The 17,007-nt window shown below is 75.8% G+C and carries 19 protein-coding genes and 1 riboswitch; of the genes, 9 read left to right on the forward strand and 10 right to left on the reverse strand.

From position 1 onward, the window contains the following. The first annotated feature begins 303 nt into the window (after nucleotides 1-303). From BMW27_RS03705 to BMW27_RS03715, 3 genes are read left to right on the forward strand one after another with little or no spacing between them, the layout of a single operon-like run. Entirely contained in the window at nucleotides 304-1,845 is a 1,542-nt protein-coding gene (locus BMW27_RS03705; protein ID WP_091439829.1) for a Re/Si-specific NAD(P)(+) transhydrogenase subunit alpha, read from the forward strand. Nucleotide 1,846: 1 nt separating this feature from the next. Continuing rightward, nucleotides 1,847-3,253, forward strand: coding sequence for a Re/Si-specific NAD(P)(+) transhydrogenase subunit beta (gene pntB, locus BMW27_RS03710; protein ID WP_091439211.1), 1,407 nt, complete (start codon nucleotides 1,847-1,849; stop codon nucleotides 3,251-3,253). A 38-nt stretch (nucleotides 3,254-3,291) separates the two neighbouring features. Further along, a complete protein-coding gene (locus BMW27_RS03715; RefSeq protein WP_091439214.1) occupies nucleotides 3,292-3,744 on the forward strand; it encodes a hypothetical protein in 453 nt (150 codons plus the stop codon). Between the two features lie 121 nt (nucleotides 3,745-3,865). Here the strand turns inward: BMW27_RS03715 and BMW27_RS03720 are convergent, their stop codons facing one another. The 3 genes from BMW27_RS03720 to BMW27_RS03730 are packed head-to-tail and all read right to left on the reverse strand — an operon-like array spanning nucleotide 3,866 to nucleotide 5,497. Then, complete coding sequence (locus tag BMW27_RS03720; RefSeq protein WP_091439219.1) at nucleotides 3,866-4,417, reverse strand: GXWXG domain-containing protein; 552 nt, start codon at nucleotides 4,415-4,417, stop codon at nucleotides 3,866-3,868. After that, nucleotides 4,414-5,265, reverse strand: a complete 852-nt coding sequence (locus tag BMW27_RS03725; RefSeq protein WP_091439223.1) for a pentapeptide repeat-containing protein — start codon at nucleotides 5,263-5,265, stop codon at nucleotides 4,414-4,416. Before BMW27_RS03725 ends, BMW27_RS03720 begins: the two co-directional genes overlap by 4 nt. A 22-nt stretch (nucleotides 5,266-5,287) precedes the next feature. Continuing rightward, nucleotides 5,288-5,497, reverse strand: a complete 210-nt coding sequence (locus BMW27_RS03730) for a DUF4177 domain-containing protein (RefSeq protein ID WP_091439226.1) — start codon at nucleotides 5,495-5,497, stop codon at nucleotides 5,288-5,290. A 48-nt stretch (nucleotides 5,498-5,545) separates the two neighbouring features. On the opposite strand from BMW27_RS03730, the gene BMW27_RS03735 reads away from it, so the two are divergent. Then, nucleotides 5,546-5,929 carry a VOC family protein gene (locus BMW27_RS03735; protein ID WP_091439229.1) on the forward strand — a complete coding sequence of 128 codons (384 nt, stop codon included), beginning with the start codon at nucleotides 5,546-5,548 and terminating at the stop codon, nucleotides 5,927-5,929. A 1-nt stretch (nucleotide 5,930) separates the two neighbouring features. Here BMW27_RS03735 and BMW27_RS03740 read toward each other — a convergent pair whose 3' ends face one another. Beyond that, the gene (locus BMW27_RS03740; protein WP_091439232.1) at nucleotides 5,931-6,326 is read right to left on the reverse strand and encodes a hypothetical protein; all 396 of its coding nucleotides are present in this window, start codon (nucleotides 6,324-6,326) and stop codon (nucleotides 5,931-5,933) included. 59 nt (nucleotides 6,327-6,385) lie between these two features. Here BMW27_RS03740 and BMW27_RS03745 point away from each other — a divergent pair, with 59 nt between their 5' ends. Together BMW27_RS03745 and BMW27_RS03750 are read left to right on the forward strand one after the other, a co-directional pair. Continuing rightward, the gene (locus tag BMW27_RS03745; RefSeq protein ID WP_245743282.1) at nucleotides 6,386-6,856 is read left to right on the forward strand and encodes a DUF2784 domain-containing protein; all 471 of its coding nucleotides are present in this window, start codon (nucleotides 6,386-6,388) and stop codon (nucleotides 6,854-6,856) included. A gap of 27 nt (nucleotides 6,857-6,883) precedes the next feature. Beyond that, nucleotides 6,884-7,783 carry a DMT family transporter gene (locus BMW27_RS03750; protein WP_091439238.1) on the forward strand — a complete coding sequence of 300 codons (900 nt, stop codon included), beginning with the start codon at nucleotides 6,884-6,886 and terminating at the stop codon, nucleotides 7,781-7,783. A gap of 1 nt (nucleotide 7,784) precedes the next feature. Here BMW27_RS03750 and BMW27_RS03755 read toward each other — a convergent pair whose 3' ends face one another. Continuing rightward, on the reverse strand, nucleotides 7,785-8,507 hold the full coding sequence (locus BMW27_RS03755) for a DUF72 domain-containing protein (RefSeq protein WP_091439241.1): 723 nt from the start codon (nucleotides 8,505-8,507) through the stop codon (nucleotides 7,785-7,787). Between the two features lie 8 nt (nucleotides 8,508-8,515). After that, nucleotides 8,516-9,160, reverse strand: a complete 645-nt coding sequence (locus tag BMW27_RS03760) for a class I SAM-dependent methyltransferase (protein WP_091439243.1) — start codon at nucleotides 9,158-9,160, stop codon at nucleotides 8,516-8,518. Nucleotides 9,161-9,217: 57 nt separating this feature from the next. On the opposite strand from BMW27_RS03760, the gene BMW27_RS03765 reads away from it, so the two are divergent. Further along, on the forward strand, nucleotides 9,218-9,553 hold the full coding sequence (locus BMW27_RS03765; protein ID WP_091439245.1) for a YnfA family protein: 336 nt from the start codon (nucleotides 9,218-9,220) through the stop codon (nucleotides 9,551-9,553). A 174-nt stretch (nucleotides 9,554-9,727) separates the two neighbouring features. Here BMW27_RS03765 and BMW27_RS03770 read toward each other — a convergent pair whose 3' ends face one another. Then, on the reverse strand, nucleotides 9,728-10,561 hold the full coding sequence (locus BMW27_RS03770; RefSeq protein ID WP_091439248.1) for an aggregation-promoting factor C-terminal-like domain-containing protein: 834 nt from the start codon (nucleotides 10,559-10,561) through the stop codon (nucleotides 9,728-9,730). 218 nt (nucleotides 10,562-10,779) lie between these two features. Then, a riboswitch (cyclic di-AMP (ydaO/yuaA leader) is annotated at nucleotides 10,780-10,940 on the reverse strand. A 214-nt stretch (nucleotides 10,941-11,154) separates the two neighbouring features. Here BMW27_RS03770 and BMW27_RS03775 point away from each other — a divergent pair. Beyond that, nucleotides 11,155-12,258, forward strand: coding sequence for an LLM class flavin-dependent oxidoreductase (locus BMW27_RS03775; RefSeq protein ID WP_091439250.1), 1,104 nt, complete (start codon nucleotides 11,155-11,157; stop codon nucleotides 12,256-12,258). Continuing rightward, nucleotides 12,255-12,875: an FMN reductase gene (locus tag BMW27_RS03780; protein WP_091439253.1), complete on the forward strand. Its 621-nt coding sequence runs from the start codon at nucleotides 12,255-12,257 to the stop codon at nucleotides 12,873-12,875. Before BMW27_RS03775 ends, BMW27_RS03780 begins: the two co-directional genes overlap by 4 nt. A gap of 153 nt (nucleotides 12,876-13,028) precedes the next feature. On the opposite strand, the gene BMW27_RS03785 is transcribed toward BMW27_RS03780, so the two are convergent. The 3 genes from BMW27_RS03785 to BMW27_RS03795 all read right to left on the reverse strand — a co-directional run bounded on the left by BMW27_RS03785 (nucleotide 13,029) and on the right by BMW27_RS03795 (nucleotide 16,963). After that, on the reverse strand, nucleotides 13,029-14,603 hold the full coding sequence (locus BMW27_RS03785) for an FMN-binding glutamate synthase family protein (RefSeq protein ID WP_091439255.1): 1,575 nt from the start codon (nucleotides 14,601-14,603) through the stop codon (nucleotides 13,029-13,031). Between the two features lie 110 nt (nucleotides 14,604-14,713). Then, nucleotides 14,714-16,264 carry a gluconokinase gene (locus tag BMW27_RS03790; protein WP_091439258.1) on the reverse strand — a complete coding sequence of 517 codons (1,551 nt, stop codon included), beginning with the start codon at nucleotides 16,262-16,264 and terminating at the stop codon, nucleotides 14,714-14,716. A gap of 45 nt (nucleotides 16,265-16,309) precedes the next feature. After that, the gene (locus BMW27_RS03795; protein ID WP_091439261.1) at nucleotides 16,310-16,963 is read right to left on the reverse strand and encodes a DivIVA domain-containing protein; all 654 of its coding nucleotides are present in this window, start codon (nucleotides 16,961-16,963) and stop codon (nucleotides 16,310-16,312) included. Nucleotides 16,964-17,007 lie beyond the last annotated feature (44 nt).

A 17,007-nucleotide genomic window follows, 5' to 3' on the forward strand; every position in this document is an offset into this window, starting at 1 on the left:
TCTCGTCCGCCCGCAGAGGAGTACGACAGCCGGGCGTGCGCCCACCAGCCGGGAACGGCGTCCCTCACCCTCCCGGGGTGGAGCCGCCGGCCCTCAGGCGCGCGCGGACCGGTCGGGGCCCTCGCTGCGGAGGGTGACGCAGCCCACTCACGGAGGGGCCCGGTGGTTCGGCATGATCTCCCCGGCTGCGCCACCAGTGCACGCCGTCCCGGATCGCCCGCCCACTGGCGTGCCCCACCGCTGTACCGGACCGCACCGTCACCGGAGACGGGCGGCGACCGACCCGTGCAGGAGGAACCGGACGTGCTCATCGGAGTACCTCGGGAGACCCGCCCCGGCGAGACGCGTGTGGCGGCGACGCCGACCACCGTGCGCCAGCTGACCGCGCTGGGGCACGACGTGCTGGTGGAGACCGGGGCCGGAGCGGCCGCGAGCTTCCCCGACGACGGCTACCGCGAGGCCGGCGCCCGGGTGGGGACCGCCGACCAGGCGTGGGGCGCCGACGTCGTCCTGCACGTGGCGAAGCCGACCGTCGAGGAGGTCGGCCGGCTGCGGGACGGCGCGGTGCTGGTCAGCACGCTGGCCCCCGCGCTCGACCCCGACCTGCTCGCGACGCTGGCCTCCCGGCCGATCACCGCCCTGGCGATGGACGCCGTCCCGCGGATCAGCCGGGCCCAGTCCCTGGACGTGCTCAGCTCGATGGCCAACATCGCCGGCTACCGGGCGGTCATCGAGGCCGCGCACGCCTTCGGCCGCTCCTTCACCGGACAGGTGACCGCAGCCGGCAAGGTGCCCCCGGCGACGGTCCTGGTCGTCGGCGCGGGCGTCGCGGGGCTGGCCGCCATCGGCGCGGCCAGCAGCCTGGGCGCGGTCGTGCGGGCCACCGACGTCCGGCCCGAGGTCGCCGAGCAGATCGCCTCCATGGGCGGCCAGTACGTCGGGGTGCCGGCCGACGAGGAGCACAGCGGCGGCGGCACCGGGTACGCGAGCGTCACCTCCGCCGACTACGACCGGCGGGCCGCGGCGATGTACGCCGAGCAGGCCCGCGAAGTCGACATCGTCATCACCACCGCGCTGATCCCCGGCCGGCCGGCGCCGCGGCTGATCACCGAGGAGATGGTCGCCGCCATGCGGCCGGGCAGCGTGGTGGTCGACATGGCTGCCGCACAGGGCGGCAACGTGGCCGGCTCGGTGCCCGACGAGCTCGTCGTCACCCCGAACGGCGTGACGATCATCGGCTACACCGACCTGCCCGGCCGGCTGCCCGGCCAGGCCTCGCAGCTGTTCGGCACCAACCTGGTCAACCTGGTCAAACTGCTGACCCCCGGCAAGGACGGGCGGCTGGTGCTCGACCTCGACGACGTCGTCCAGCGCTCGATGACGGTGGTGCGGGAGGGCGAGCTGCTGTGGCCACCGCCGCCGGTCCAGGTGTCCGCGGCCCCGGCTGCCGCGCCGGTCCCCCGCCCGGCCGCGCCCGTCGCCGTACCGAAGCCGCCGCGCTCCCCCGCCCGCACCGCCGGCGTGGTCGGCGGCGCCGCGCTGGTGCTGTTCCTGGCCGCCGCGTTCTCGCCGAACCAGCTGATCGGGAACCTGACGGTGTTCGCGCTGGCGGTGGTCGTCGGCTTCTACGTGATCGGCAACGTGCACCACGCGCTGCACACGCCGCTGATGAGCGTCACCAACGCGATCTCCGGGATCATCGTGGTGGGCGCCCTGCTGCAGATCGGCCACACCAGCGCCCTGGTCACCGTGCTGGCCACGGTCGCCGTCCTGGTCGCCAGCATCAACGTCTTCGGCGGCTTCGCCGTGACCCGCCGCATGCTCGGCATGTTCACGAGGAGCTGACATGACCGCCGTCTCCGCCGCCGCCGCGGCCTACATCGTCTCCGGCCTGCTCTTCGTCCTCAGCCTCGCCGGCCTGTCCCGGCACGAGACGGCGCGGGCCGGTAACGGGTACGGCATCGCCGGCATGGCGATCGCGCTGGCGGCCACCATCGGGCTGGCCGCCCGCAGCACCGAGGCCGCCGCCGTCGGGCTGATCGTCGTCGCGATGGCCGCGGGTGCGGCCATCGGGCTGTGGCGGGCCCGCCGGGTCGCGATGACCGGCATGCCCGAGCTGATCGCCCTGCTGCACAGCTTCGTCGGCCTGGCCGCCGTCCTGGTCGGGTGGAACGGCTACCTGTCGGTCGAGGCGGACGCCGGGGAGCAGACCGAGGTGCCGGCCGACCTGCTGGGCATCCACTCCGCCGAGGTGGTCATCGGGGTGTTCATCGGCGCGGTCACCCTCACCGGCTCGATCGTCGCGTTCCTCAAGCTCTCGGCGCGGATCAGGAGCAACCCGCTGATGCTGCCCGGACGCAACTGGCTCAACCTGGGCGCACTGGTCGCCTTCGCCGTGCTGACCGTCGCCTTCGTCCTCTCCCCCGGTCTGGGCCTGCTGACCGCCGTCACGGTGCTGGCGCTCGCGCTGGGCTGGCACCTGGTCGCCTCGATCGGCGGCGGCGACATGCCGGTCGTCGTCTCGATGCTCAACAGCTACTCGGGCTGGGCGGCCGCGGCGTCGGGCTTCCTGCTCGACAACGACCTGCTGATCATCACCGGCGCGCTGGTCGGCTCCTCGGGTGCCTACCTCAGCTACATCATGTGCCGGGCGATGAACCGGTCGTTCCTCTCGGTCATCGCCGGCGGCTTCGGCAACGAGGGCAGCACGGCCTCCGGCACGGAGGACGGCGAGCACACCGAGGTCACCGCCGAGGAGGTCGCCGAGCTGCTGCGCGAGGCCCAGTCGGTGGTCATCACGCCGGGCTACGGGATGGCGGTGGCACACGCCCAGTACCCGGTCGCCGAGCTGACCCGCCAGCTGACCGAGCGCGGGGTCGACGTCCGCTTCGGCATCCACCCGGTCGCCGGCCGGCTGCCCGGGCACATGAACGTGCTGCTGGCCGAGGCCAAGGTGCCCTACGACATCGTCCTGGAGATGGACGAGGTCAACGACGACCTCGCCAAGACCGACGTGGTGCTGGTCATCGGCGCCAACGACACGGTCAACCCGGCCGCCCTGGAGGACCCGGGCAGCCCGATCGCCGGCATGCCGGTGCTGCAGGTCTGGGAGGCCGAGCACGTCGTCGTCTTCAAGCGGTCGATGAGCACCGGGTACGCCGGCGTCCAGAACCCGCTGTTCTTCCGGGAGAACACCCGGATGCTCTTCGGTGACGCCCGCGAGCGGGTGGAGGACATCCTCAAGGCGCTCTGACGGTTGCGGGGGCGGCCGCGGTCCCCGACGGTGAGGGGGTGGACCCCTTCCGCGGGCTGGGCCTCCCCCGCATCCCCGGCCTGTCCGAGCTGGTCGACGTCCTGCAGAAGCAGACCGAGGCGATGGCCCAGCTGCCGCGGACGCTGGCCGACCTCAACAGCGCCGTCCGGGAGCTGATCACGGCCACGCGGGTGGCCACCGAGACCATCGCGTCGGCGCAGCGGACCGCCGAGCGCCTCGAGGGCCTGGTCGACGAGCTGGAGGAACCGGTGCGGGCGCTGCGACCCGGGCTCGAGCGGGTCGGCCGGGTGCTCGACGACCCGGTGGTCGACACCCTGCCCGACACGCTGCGCACCGTCTCCGACGACCTCCTCCCGCTGGTGCACGGGCTGCGCCAGGCCACCGACCGCGTCGGCACGGTCGCCGGCTTCCTGCGCCGCCGTGCGCCCGGGACCCCGGGCCGCCCCGACGGGAACGCGCCCCCGGCCTGACCGTCCGCCGGTGGTCCTCCCCCGGCCGGCGACGCGCACCGGGACGGCGGAGGTGACGGCGGGCTGCCCGCGGGGCCACGTGGCCTCGCGGCAGCACACCGGCGCGTATGGGGCGGGGGTGTCAGCCGCCGGCCCGCTGGAGCAGGAAGGCGAACGGGTCGCGCAGGCCCCGCATGTCCATCAGCCCGAGCAGCAGGTCCGGGCCGACCCGGCGGAAGACGTCGACCACCGGCAGCCGGTCGTAGAGCAGCGCCGCGGTGGGCACGCCACGGTGCACGACCGGTCGCAGCCGGGCGGTGGGCCGGCGGGTGGTCAGCAGCGGCCGGGCGACGAGGAAGGCCAGCCGCGCCGGGGCGCTGCGGGCCAGGCCGGGTGCGCGGCGCAGCAGGGCCAGCGGCGCCGGCGCCGGGTCGATCGGCCGGGGTCGGCCCGCCCGGTCGGGGAAGAGCAGCGGGTGCACGGTGTCGGGGTCGACCACCTCCTTGCCCCACCAGCGGTGCGCGGTCAGCAGCCCGTCCAGCGGCGAGCCGGTGGGCAGCTCGGCACCCCGCCAGCGGCCGGTCAGCTCCTCGACCGCCACGCCCGGCAGCCGGTCGGCGAAGGCGAGGACGTCGGTCGGTGCGGCCCCGCCGCGGTGCCGCTCGACCCAGCGGGCGGCGTCCTCGGCGCTCACCGCGCGCCCCAGTGCCGCGGGTGCTCGAGCCCGGCGGGCAGCGAGGTCGCGGCGTCGCCGCGGGCGCCGGCCACCTGCCGCCGGGTGAGGAACAGGGCGCCGGAGAGGTCGGCGCCGCGCACGTCCGCGCCCCGCAGGTCGGCGCCGAGCAGGTCGGTCAGCTGCAGGTCGGCTCCGCGCAGGTCCGCGCCGATGAGGAGGGCTCCGCGCAGGCCCACCCCCCGCAGGTCCACGCGCCGCAGGTCGGCGCCCACCAGGTCGGCGTTGCGCTGGTCGACCCGGCGGCGGGGCCCTGCGGAGGGCCGGCTGCGGACGCCGGCCCGCGCCAGCTCGCTGACCGACAGCAGCAGCGCGCCGGCCTCCGCCTGCAGGAGCCCGGTGTCCACGGCGGCGAGTTCCCCGGCGTCCGCGGCGGTGAGCCGCTCGACGCGCCCGCGCGCGGCGGCCAGCTCGCGGTGCAGCGGTGCCGCCGCCGGGAGAGCCAGCGCCTCGGTCAGGTACCACAGCAGCTCGTGCAGCAGCCGCTGGACGCCGAAGGCCGCGAACACCGCCGCCGCCCGCTCCGGGGAGTCCCGCCAGTGCGGGGCGCCGGCGAAGGTCACCTGCACCGTCTGCTGCCCCGCGCCGAAGCAGTCGAAGACCGTGCAGCCGGGGAAGCCGCGCTCGCGCAGGTCGGCGTGGATGCCGCAGCGGTCGTCGTCCCGCAGGTTCGGGCAGGCGTGCCCCGCCGGCTTGTCGATCGCGAAGTCGGCCGAGGCGGCGAACGCGGGAGCCACGCAGCACAGCCCGGCGCAGCGGGTGCAGTCCGCGCGCAACCGGGCGCGGGCCTCGGCGGCGGCGTCGGGCACGGCCCTCCCCTCGCAGGATCGGTCAGGTGGTCGGGCGCTCCAGCGTCACGAGCACGCCCTCGACACCGCCCGGGCCGATCCGGCCCTTCACCTCGACCGAGGTGATGGCCTTGAGCTGCCAGCCCTCGCGGGCGTGCTGGTTGAGCACCTTCTCCAGCTTGTCACCCGACATCTTCCCGCCGATCAGCCCCTCGCGGAGCTCGACCACCCGGTACTCGTAGCGCTGCGCCACGGCGTCCTCCTCGCGTCGGTGTCCCGGCCGTGCCGCGATGATGCCCCCGTGGACGTGCTGAGCAGCCGGGTCCTCCTCCGGTCGATCGACCCCGCGCGGTCGCAGGCCTTCTACCGCGACGTGCTGGGGCTGGCGGTGTACCGCGAGTTCGGGCCGCCCGAGCACCCGGGGGTGGTGTTCTTCCTCGGCAACGGCCTGCTCGAGGTCTCCGGTCCCGGCGACGCGCCGGCGCGCGGCATGGCGCTGTGGGTGCAGGTGCGCGACGTCGCCGCCGAGGTCGAGCGGCTGCGCGCCGCCGGGACGACGGTGCTGCGCGACCCGCGGACCGAGCCGTGGGGCCTGGTCGAGGCGTGGGTCGCCGACCCCGAGGGCGTGCGCATCGTGCTGGTGGAGGTGCCGCCCGACCACCCGCTGCGGCGCGACCGGCGGTAGCTCAGGCGCGCGGGGTCGTCCCCGCCGTCCCGTCGTCGGGGTCGCCGGGCCGGCGGACCAGGTCGGCCACGGACTCCTCCAGCCGCGCCCAGGTCGTGCTCCACTCCACCAGCGGGTCGAGGATCCGCTCGAAGACCGCGAGCTGCTCGTCGAAGGCCTGCAGCTGGGCGGTCATCGCCGCGATCTGCTGCCGCTGGCTGCGCACCGCCTTGTCGATGGCGCGCAGCTGGGCCGCCGACAGCGCCCCGGGCGGTGAGGGCAGCCGCGGCATCGAGAACGGCACCGCGCCGCGTGCGCGGTCGGTGAAGGCGCGCAGCTGGCCGACGAACTCCTCGACCGACCGGCTCACCCGGTTCCCGGACCCGGGCTCACGCCCGCCGGCGTCGTGCTCGCTCATGCCCCCATCCTCGCGCCCGCGGGCGGCCGGCGCGCTCCCGGGCGTGCCAGGCTGGGAACGTGGTGCTCGCACACCTCGTCGCGGTCGTGCACGCGCTCGCCGTCGTCCTCATGGTGACCGGCGCGCTGGTCGCGCTGCACCGCCCGCGGTTCCTGCTGGTGCACGCGCCGGTGGCCGCGGCGATCCTCGCGGTGCACCTGGCCGGGGCGCCGTGCCCGCTGACCGAGCTGGAGCTGGCGCTGCGCGAGCGCGCCGGCGAGGAGGCCTACACCGGCGGCTTCCTCGGCCACCACGCCCTCGCGCCGCTCGGCCTGGACGTCGGCAGTCCCGCCGTCCAGGCCGGCATCTACACCGTCGCGCTGGTGCCCAACGTCCTCGGCTACGGGCTGCTGGCCGCGCGGGGCGCCCGCGGCGGGGTGCGGACGGGCCGGGACCGGCGGGCGAGGGCGGTGGACCGGGCCGGGTCCGGCGTCGCCGGGGTGGTGGACGGCGCGGGGTGGCGACCCGGTGCCGGGGCACGCAGGCGGTGATCGAACGGGCGTCGTCAGACTGGGCCGATGACGGCGACGACCTCGCGGGTCCAGACGCTGGGTGGGCCGACGCTGTTCGTCCTGCTGTGGAGCACCGGTTTCGTCGGCGCCAAGTACGGGCTGCCCTACGCCGAGCCGTTCACCTTCCTGAGCCTGCGCCTGGGCGTCGCCGCGGTCCTGCTCGGCCTCCTCGCCGTCGCCCTGCGCTCGGCCGGCATGGTCTCGCGGCTGCAGTACGGCCGCGCCTCGGTCGCCGGGCTGCTGCTGCACGGCGGATACCTGGGCGGCGTCTTCTACGGCATCTCGCTGGGCGTGCCCGCGGGGGTGGCGGCGGTGGTCGTCAGCCTGCAACCGGTGCTCACCGCCGTCCTCGCCGCGGGGGTGCTCGGCGAGCGACCCGCGGCGCGCCAGTGGCTCGGGCTGGTGCTCGGGATCGGGGGCGTGGCGCTGGTCGTCGGCCCGGGCATCGCCGACGTCGGGCCGGCCCAGCCGCTCCCGGTGGCCGGTCTCGTCGCGTGTCTCGTGGCGCTCGCCTCGGGGACGCTCGGCACCGTCTACCAGAAGCGGCACGGCGACTCCATCCCGCTGGTCCGGGGGACGGCGGTGCAGTACGCGGCGGCCGCGGCCGTGCTGCTGGGGATCGCGGTGGCCACCGAGGACACGTCGATCCGGTGGACCGGCGAGTTCGTCGCCGCGTTCGTCTGGCTGGTGCTGTTCCTGTCGATCGGCGCCGTCCTGCTGCTGCTGCTGCTCCTGCGCCGGGGCACGGCCGCGGGAGTCTCCAGCCTCTACTACCTGGTGCCGGTGGCCACCGCCGTCGAGGCGTACCTGCTCTTCGGCGAGCGGGTCGGCGGGCTGTCGCTCGTGGGGATCGGGGTCACCGCTCTGGGTGTCGCGCTGGTGGTGGCGCCGCCGCGGAAGCGGTGACTCAGGACAGGAGGAGCGCCCGCAGGGTCTCGGCGTTCCGCACGGCGTGCCCGTGCCCGTCGTTGTTGAAGTACCCGTAGACATCGCGGCCGTCACGCGCCCACTCGCCGATCCGGTCGGCCCACCAGCGCAGGTCGGCGTCGGGGTAGGAGCCGGCGTACAGATGCGCGTCGTCCGGGCCGTGCAGGCGGACGTAGACGAACGGCGCGGTCGCCCGCAGCACGCACGGCAGGCCGGCGCCGCTCATCACGCAGTACGCCGCGCCGTGCCGCTCGAGCAGGGCGTACACCGCCTCGTCGTGCCAGCTGGGGTGGCGCAACTCCACCGCGACCCGCATCCAGTCCGGCAGCAGGCCGAGGAAGAAGTCGAGCCGGGCGTCGTCCCGGGCCTGGGTGGGCGGCAGCTGCACCAGCAGGACGGCGCGCCGGTCGCCGAGCTCGTGCCAGCACCCGGTGAGCCGGCCGACCCACGTCTCCGGCGCGAACAGCCGCTTGGCGTGCGTCAGGCCGCGGGGGGCCTTGACCGAGAGCTGGAAGCCCGGCGGCAGCCGGCGGCGCCAGGAGGCGAAGGTCGCCGTCCGCGGCCAGCGGTAGAAGCTCGCGTTGAGCTCGACGGTGCCGAAGCGCCGGACGTAGTGCGCCAGCCGGTCCCGCGGCGGGGTGCCCGGCGGGTAGAGGACGCCGTCCCAGTGGTCGTAGCTCCAGCCCGACGTCCCGACGTGCACGGCCCCGGTCAGGGCAGCCGCCAGACCGTCGTCCGCCGCAGCCCCGGGCCCTCGGTCTCCGGGATGTCGTAGGCGGCCACCGCCTCGAGCCGGTCGTGCGGCAGGTACGGCCGGCCGGGATCGCCGACGTAGACCTCGCAGTCGCGGGCGCGGGCCCGGTCGAGGAAGGGCAGCACCCGCTCGGTCATCTCCCGGTCGTAGCAGACGTCGCCGGCCAGGACGACGTCGATGCCGGCGGGGTCCCGGCCGAGGACGTCGCCCGTGACGCTGATCCCGCCGACGCCGTTCAGGCCGGCGTTGACGCCGACCGCCGTCCGGCTGAACGGGTCGACGTCACTGGCCAGCACCGAGCGGGCGCCGGCCAGGCGGGCGGCCAGCGCCACCAGCCCGCTGCCGGACCCCAGGTCGAGGACCGCCCGCCCGGCCACCGCCTCCGGGCTGTCGAGCACGTACCGCGCCAGCGCCTGCCCGCCGGGCCAGGCGGCGGCCCAGAACGGCGGGGTCTCCCCCGCACCGCCGTCCGCGTCCTCCATCGCCTCCCACAGCGCGACGACGTCGTCGGCCACGTGCAACCGGACCTCCGGGACCGAGGAGGGCCGCCGGACCTGGGTGTGCTCGCGGACGAAGGCGGACGGGACGGCGCGGACGGTCACGCCCCGAGTCCACCACGCGCCTCCACCCGGCACCGCGCCGGCTGGGAGCATCCGCGCGTGCTCGTCGCCCGCTCGATCGCCCTGTTCCTCGCCGCCGCCGTGCTCGAGATCGGCGGCGCCTGGTTCGTGTGGCAGGGCGTGCGGGAGCACCGGGGCTGGCTCTGGGTCGGCCTGGGGGTGGCGGCTCTCGGCGCCTACGGCTTCGTCGCCACCCTGCAGCCGGACGCCGCCTTCGGCCGGATCCTGGCCGCCTACGGCGGGGTCTTCGTCGCCGGGAGCCTGGCCTGGGGCATGGCCCTGGACGGCTACCGGCCGGACCGCTTCGACGTCCTCGGAGCGCTGATCTGTCTGCTCGGCGTGGCCGTGATCATGTACGCGCCGCGGGCCCCGTGAACCGGACACGGCCGAGGGCCGCCCCCGCAGTGCGGGAACGGCCCTCGGTGAGCCTGGTGACGTACTGGAACGGCCCCCTGCAGGGGCCCGCGCCGAGCGTGGTGACGTGCTGGAACGGCCGCCCTTCAGGGGCCCGCGCCGAGCCTGCGAGGCGTGGGGGGAAGGGTGGTCCTCCTAGTACCAGCCGTTGGCCTGCGAGTGCGACCAGGCGCCGCACGGGCTGCCGTAGCGGTTCTCGATGTAGATCAGGCCCGCGTCGATCTGCCGGTAGCCGTCCGACGTCTTCGCGATGCCGGTGCTGGCCCAGGTCGAGTTCAGGAACTGCGGGATGCCGTAGGCGGTGCTCGTGGGGTTCTGCGCGTTGGGGTTCCAGCCGCTCTCCTTGCCCCACAGCTTCTCCAGGCAGCTGAACTGCTCGGCGCTGCCGACCTTGCTCATCGCGTAGTCCTTGAAGGAGCCCCGCGGCGCGGCGGACGACGACGAGCTGCTGGCGGCCGGCGCCGGGGCCGCGGCCGGGGCGGGCGCGGCGGCCGCACGGGCAACCGCCTCGGCCGCGGCCTTCTCGGCGGCAGCGCGCTCCGCGGCCTCGCGGGCGGCCTTCTCGGCGGCGGCCTTCTCGGCGGCCTGGCGGTCCAGCTCGGCCTGCTGGGCGGCGGCCTGGACCTGCGCGGCCTGGGCCTCGGCGACCTGGCGCTCGCTGCGGGAGGCGGCGAGGTCCTGCAGCGGGGCGAGCTCGGGGGCGGCCGGGGCGGCGAGCGGCTGCTGCGCGGCGTCGGTGCGGATGCCCAGCTGCTCGGCGACGCTCATAGAGGCGGTGACCGTCTCGGCCTCCGCCTCGGCGGCGGGCTGGCCGCCGACGACGGTGCTGACCACGATCGCGCCGGCGGCGGCGGTGGCCAGCAGGATCGCGGGGCGCCGGCCGTGGGCGGGCAGCCGCAGGCGGCGACGGGTGGTCCGGTCGGCGGCGGTGTCGGTGGCCGGGACGGCCGGGAACTGCTGGGTGTCCATCAGGTGGGGGTGCTCCGTGGCGGGAGGGCGCGCGGGGTCGGTCCTCCTGGCAGAGGACGGCCCGGCGCGGCGCGGTCTACGGGGACGCCGGCGGATCAGGGGTGCCGGCGGGCGCGGTCTGGTGCCGGGTCAGCTGGCCGGGGAAGAGGCGCGGAGTGCGCGTGGCCGGGTGGGCCGGCGAGCCGCGAGGGCCCGTGGGCGGGGCATGCGGAGTGCTCCGTTCTTCCGTGAGCCGCCTACCGAGTTAGCTGACGGGTTCGGGCGGGAAGCAGCCCTACCGGCCCGCGAGTCGGACTCGCGGGCGGGATTCACCCCAGTACTGCGGTGGGTCCCCGGCTCGCGCCCGCTGGCGGCGGACACGACTCGGCGGCGTCCGGTCAGGCTCCCCGAGCGGGGACGAGACGACCGACCGGACGGGAGCCACCGTAAGCGGCGTTACCGTCCCGTGACAATCCTGGGGACGGCAGATGTGACGCGAGTGACGTCGCCGGGGGCTGCCCGCCCTCCTCCGAGGGAGCCGGGCGAGGGGAATACCACGGGCCGCGGTACGTTGCACCAGCCGGTAGTTGCACTCTCAACCAACGGAGACCGACATGCAGTTCGGCGTCTTCTCGGTCAGCGACATCACGACCGATCCCACCAACGGCCGCACGCCCGGCGAGGCTGAGCGGATCCAGGCGATCGTCACCATCGGGGAGAAGGCCGAGGAGGTCGGGCTCGACGTCTTCGCCCTGGGCGAGCACCACAACCCGCCGTTCTTCTCCTCCTCGCCGACGACGACGCTGGCCTACATCGCCGCACGGACGTCGACCCTGCAGCTGTCGACGGCGACCACGCTGATCACCACCAACGACCCGGTGAAGATCGCCGAGGACTACGCGATGCTCCAGCACCTGGCCGGCGGCCGGGTGGACCTGATGATGGGGCGCGGCAACACCGGCCCGGTGTACCCGTGGTTCGGGCAGGACATCCGCAACGGCCTGCCGCTGGCGGTGGAGAACTACGCGCTGCTGCGCCGGCTGTGGGACGAGGAGGTCGTCGACTGGCAGGGGCAGTTCCGCACGCCGCTGCAGGGCTTCACCTCGACCCCGCGGCCGCTGGACGGTGTCCCGCCGTTCGTGTGGCACGGCTCGATCCGCTCGCCGCAGATCGCCGAGCAGGCCGCCTACTACGGCGACGGCTTCTTCCACAACCACATCTTCTGGCCGGCCGAGCACACCGCCCGGATGGTGGAGTTCTACCGCCGCCGCTACGAGCACCACGGCCACGGCAGCGCCGACCAGGCGATCGTCGGGCTGGGCGGGCAGGTGTTCGTGCGGAGGAACAGCCAGGACGCCGTCCGGGAGTTCCGGCCCTACTTCGACAACGCGCCGGTCTACGGCCACGGCCCCTCGCTGGAGGACTTCTCCCGCGAGACGCCGTTGACCGTCGGCTCCCCGCAGCAGGTCATCGAGCGGACGCTGGGCTTCCGCGAGTACGTCGGTGACTACCAGCGGCAGCTGTTCCTCATCGACCACGCCGGCCTGCCGCTGAAGACGGTCCTGGAGCAGCTGGACGTGCTGGGCGAGGAGGTCGTGCCGGTGCTGCGTCGCGAGTTCGCGGCGCTCAAGCCCGCGCACGTGCCCGACGCCCCGACCCACGCCTCGCGCGTGGCGGCCCGCACCGCCGCCCCGACCCCGGAGGAGGTCACGGCATGACCACCCGCACCCTGGCCGTCGTCAGCGCCGGCCTGTCGACCCCGTCGTCGACCCGGCTGCTGGCCGACCGGCTCACCGCCGCGACGGTCGCCGCCCTGCGCGAGCGGGGCGACGACGCGACGGTGGAGGTCGTCGAGCTGCGCGCCCACGCCCGCGACCTGGCCGACGACCTGGTCACCGGGTTCGCCAACGAGTCGCTGCGCGCGGCGATCGACACGGTGGTCGGCGCCGACGGGCTGATCGCGGTGACGCCGGTGTTCTCGGCGTCCTACAGCGGGCTGTTCAAGACGTTCTTCGACGTCCTGGACAAGGACTCGCTCACCGGGACGCCGGTGCTGCTCGGCGCGACCGCGGGCACCGCCCGGCACTCGCTGGTGATCGAGCACGCCATGCGGCCGCTGTTCGCCTACCTGCGCGCCATCCCTGCGCCGACCGGCGTCTTCGCTGCGTCGGAGGACTGGGCCGGCGCCGGAGGGGTGGACGGCGAGCTGGCCCGCCGCGTCGACCGCGCCGCCGGCGAGCTGGCCGACCTGGTCGCCGGCCGGCCGTCCGTCGAGCGGCCGGTGGACCCGTTCGCCGACGTCCCCTCCTTCGAGGAGCTGCTCCGCGGGCACTGAGCCGGCACTCCGCCGCAGTCAGGCGCCGGGGCCACCTGCCGAGCCCGACAGGTCGTCCCGGCGCCGCGGTGCCTCGATCACGAGCTCCCGGGGACGACACGCCTGCGTGCGACCGCGCGTCGCACCCGGGACTCCGGGCTCGTGGGGAAGACGTCAGCGGACGGCGTCCTCCGAGGGGACGGCGGAGCCGCCCTGCGGGGCCTCGGCCGTCATGATCCGGACGATCTCGGCCCGGTCGGTGGCCGAGGGCAGCCCCCACCCCGGCTCGTAGCCGTAGACCTCCCCCAGCGGTGTCGACGCCGTCCGCCCGGTGAGCACCTCGACCGAGGAGGAGTCGATGAGCCCGGGGTGCTCGACACCGCAGGCCTCGGCGACCTTGACCAGGTCGCGGCGCAGCGTCCCGATGTAGTTCGCTGCGCGGACCGACTTGAGCTGCGGGTCCAAGCCGTGCGCCAGCCAGGGGTTCTGCGTGGCGACGCCGGTCGGGCAGGTGTCGGTGTGGCACTTCTGCGCCTGGATGCAGCCGATCGCGAGCATCGCCTCGCGGCCGATGTTCACCATGTCGCAGCCGAGGGCGAACGCCACGATCGCGTTGTCGGGCAGGCCGAGCTTGCCGGCGCCGACGAAGGTGACCTGCTCCTGCAGCCCGGCGCGGGCGAACACCGAGTGGACGCGGGCGAAGCCGAGCTGGAACGGCAGGGACACCGAGTCGGTGAAGATGAGCGGCGCCGCGCCGGTGCCGCCCTCGCCGCCGTCCACCGTCACGAAGTCCACGCCGCGGCCGGTCGTCGTCATCAGCTCGGTCAGCTCGTGCCAGAAGGTCATGTCCCCGACGGCGGACTTGATGCCCACCGGCAGCCCGGTCTCGGCAGCGAGCAGCTCCACCCAGTCCAGCAGGCTGTCGGCATCGCTGAACTCCGCGTGCCGGGACGGGCTGATGCAGTCCACGCCCTCCGGCACGCCGCGCGCGGCCGCGATCTCGGCCGACACCTTGGCAGCCGGCAGGACGCCGCCCAGGCTGGGCTTCGCACCCTGGCTGAGCTTGACCTCCAGGGCCCGGACCGGCGCTCCGGCGACGAGGTCCTTGAGCCGCTGCAGGTCGAAGCGGCCGCGTTCGTCCCGGCAGCCGAAGTAGGCGGTGCCGAGCTGGAAGACCAGCTCCCCGCCGTGCCGGTGGTGCACCGAGAGCCCGCCCTCGCCGGTGTTCTGCAGGCAGCCGGCCAGCGCCGCGCCGCGGTTGAGCGCCTCGATGGCTGCGCCGGACAGCGACCCGAAGCTCATCGCCGAGACGTTCACGACCGAGGCCGGCCGGAACGCCCGCGCCCGCCCGCGCGGCCCGCCGAGCACCTTGGCCGAGGGCAGCTGCACGTCGTGCGCCGAGGTCGGCGTCGACGGCGGCACGGCCCGGCCGAACGTCCGGTGGTTGATGACCGGGTAGCCGGCGGTGTACTCGAGGTCGTTGTCGGTGCCGAAGCCGAAGTAGTTGTTCTCCCCCTTGGCCGAGGCGTACACCCAGCGCCGCTGGTCGCGGGTGAACGGGCGCTCCTCGTTGTTGCCCGCCACCAGGTACTGGCGCAGCTCCGGGCCGACCGACTCCAGCAGGTAGCGCGCGTGGCCGAGCACCGGGAAGTTGCGCAACAGGGTGTGCTCGCGCTGCAGCAGGTCGCGGGCGGCGACCGCGGCGAGACCGGCGAGGCCGGCACCGGCGAGACGGAGAGTGCGTCCCATCGCGCCACGATGTCACCGCGGGCCCGGTTCCGGGGGGTCCGTCGACGCCCCGTCCGCGTCCGCCGCCCGTGGCCCGCCGCCGGCGTCCGGCTCGCGGGGGCAGCCCGGGATCAGACGGGGGCGGCCGGGGGGTCGTCGAGCGCGTCCAGGACGGTGAGGACGTCGGTCAGCGCGTCGGTGGAGCGCTCGACCAGCGGCCGCAGCTGCCGGTAGACCGCGGCGTCGGCCGGGTCGGGCTCCACCGGGTCGTGCACGGCCACCAGCTCGGTCGCGGCGTCCAGGTCCGGCAGCGCGCCCAGGGCGTGCAGCCCGAGCAGGCAGGCGCCCAGCCCGGTGCCCTCGGGGGAGTCGGCGACCCGCACCGGCAGGTCGAGGGCGGCGGCCAGCGTGCGCACCCACAGCGACGAGGCGACCGCTCCCCCGGTGGCGCGCACCTCGCGCACCGGCAGGTCGGTGGCGGCGAACGCGTCGCGGACCAGCGCCAGCTGCTGGCAGACACCCTCCACCGCAGCGCGCACCAGGTGCGGCCGCCGGTGCTCGCGGCGCAGGCCGATGTAGGCCCCGCGCAGCCCCGAGCGCCACCACGGCGCCCGCTCGCCGAGCAGGTAGGGCAGGCACAGCAGCCCGGCGCTGCCCGCGGGCACCTGCGCGGCCTCCTCGAGCAGCCGGGCGTCGAGCTCGTCGGCCGCCTCGCCGTGCGGCTCGGGCGAGCCGGGCTCGACGGCCAGCGCGTGGCTGGCCCAGCGCACCACCGAGCCGCCGTTGTTCACCGATCCCCCGACCACCCAGGCGTCGTCGGTGAGCGCGTAGCAGAACAGCCGGCGCGCGGGGTCGACCGTGGGCGTGGGGACGACGACCCGCATCGCGCCGCTGGTGCCCAGGGAGACCGCGGCGACCTCGGGGCGCACCGCGCCGACGCCGAGGTTGGCCAGCACCCCGTCGGCGGCCCCGACGACCACCGGGGTGTCCGCCGGGAGCCCGGTCGCGGCGGCGACGCCCGGGCGCAGGCCCGGCAGCACCGCGGTCGTCGGCAGCACCTCGCCGAGCTGGCCGGCCCGGATGCCGGCGATGGCCAGCGCCTCGTCGTCCCAGCGGCCGGCCCGGACGTCGTAGAGACCGGTGGCCGAGGCGGACGAGCGGTCGACCGCCTGCGCGCCGCCGCACAGCGCCCCGAGCACCAGCTCCTTGACCCCGCCCCAGCGCGGCGTCCCAGCCACCCGGTCGGCGTCCTGCGCCCGCTCCCAGGAGAGCTTCACCAGCGGCGACATCGCGTGCACCGGTGTGCCGGTCCGGGCGTGCAGCGCGGGGGCGCGCCCGTCGGCGACCAGGGCCTGCGCCCACTCCGCGGCCCGGGCGTCGGCCCAGGTGACCACCGGCCCCAGCGGCGTGCCGTCGGCGTCCATCGGCACCAGGCCGTGCATGGCGGCGCTCAGGCTGATCCCGACGACGCGGTCGCCGCGCTCGCGGGCGCGCTCGGCGATCGCGGTGAGCGCCTCGACCGCGGCCTGCTGCAGGCGGCCGGCGTCGAGCTCGGCGCGGCCGGGCCCGGGCACCCGCAGCGGGTAGCCGACACTGGCGAGGTCGCGCACGCGGGCGTCGACGCCCGCGGTGACCGCCTTCGTCGCCGTCGTCCCGGAGTCCAGCCCGACGACGACGTCCACGTGCACCTCCCGCTCGGGCCCTGGGCCGGGCCCGGCGCCATCGTGTCAGGTCGGCAGCGGTGCGGGCGCGGGCTCCTCACCGGCCGGCTGGCCGGCCAGGACCTGCAGCACCGCGTCCAGCTCCCGGGTCAGCCGGCGCACCTCGGCGTGTGCCCGCGCCAGCTCCTCCTCCGCCGCCGCCCGGGCCTGCTCGGCCTCCCGCCGCATGCGGGCGCACTCGGCGACGGCGCCGTCCTTGACCTCGCGGGCCCGCCGCAGCAGCGCGTCGGCCTCCGCGCGCGCCTCACCGCGCAGCCGGTCGGCGTCGGCGGCGCCGGCCTCGGTCAGCCGCGCGGCCTCGTCGGCGGCCAGCCGCAGGATCTCGCCGACCCGCTCGGAGGTCCGCACCTGCTCGCGCCCCGCCGGTGAGCAGGCCAGCAGCCGGCGGGAGATCTCCAGCTCCGCGGCGCAGGCGCCGTAGCGGGACATCAGGTCGTCGTTGGCCCGCCGGACGGCGAGCAGCTCGGTCCCGGCCCAGGCGACGTAGTCGTCCACCTGCAGCCGGTCGTAGCCGCGCAGCGCGGCGCGGAACGCCGGCCGGGGCTCGAGCAGGGCGTCGAGGTCCCCGGCGCCACCGGGCCGGCCCCGCTCCGCGCGCGGGGCCGCCGCCCCGGCCGCCCCGGACCCCCTGCCGAACGGGGCCTCGCTGCGTCCGAACACCGCGCCTCCCTGCTTCCCCGTTCCCCAGGGCCGGGACGGTGCCA

It is taken from the genome of Geodermatophilus poikilotrophus, assembly GCF_900111455.1.
Lineage (GTDB): Bacteria > Actinomycetota > Actinomycetes > Mycobacteriales > Geodermatophilaceae > Geodermatophilus > Geodermatophilus poikilotrophus.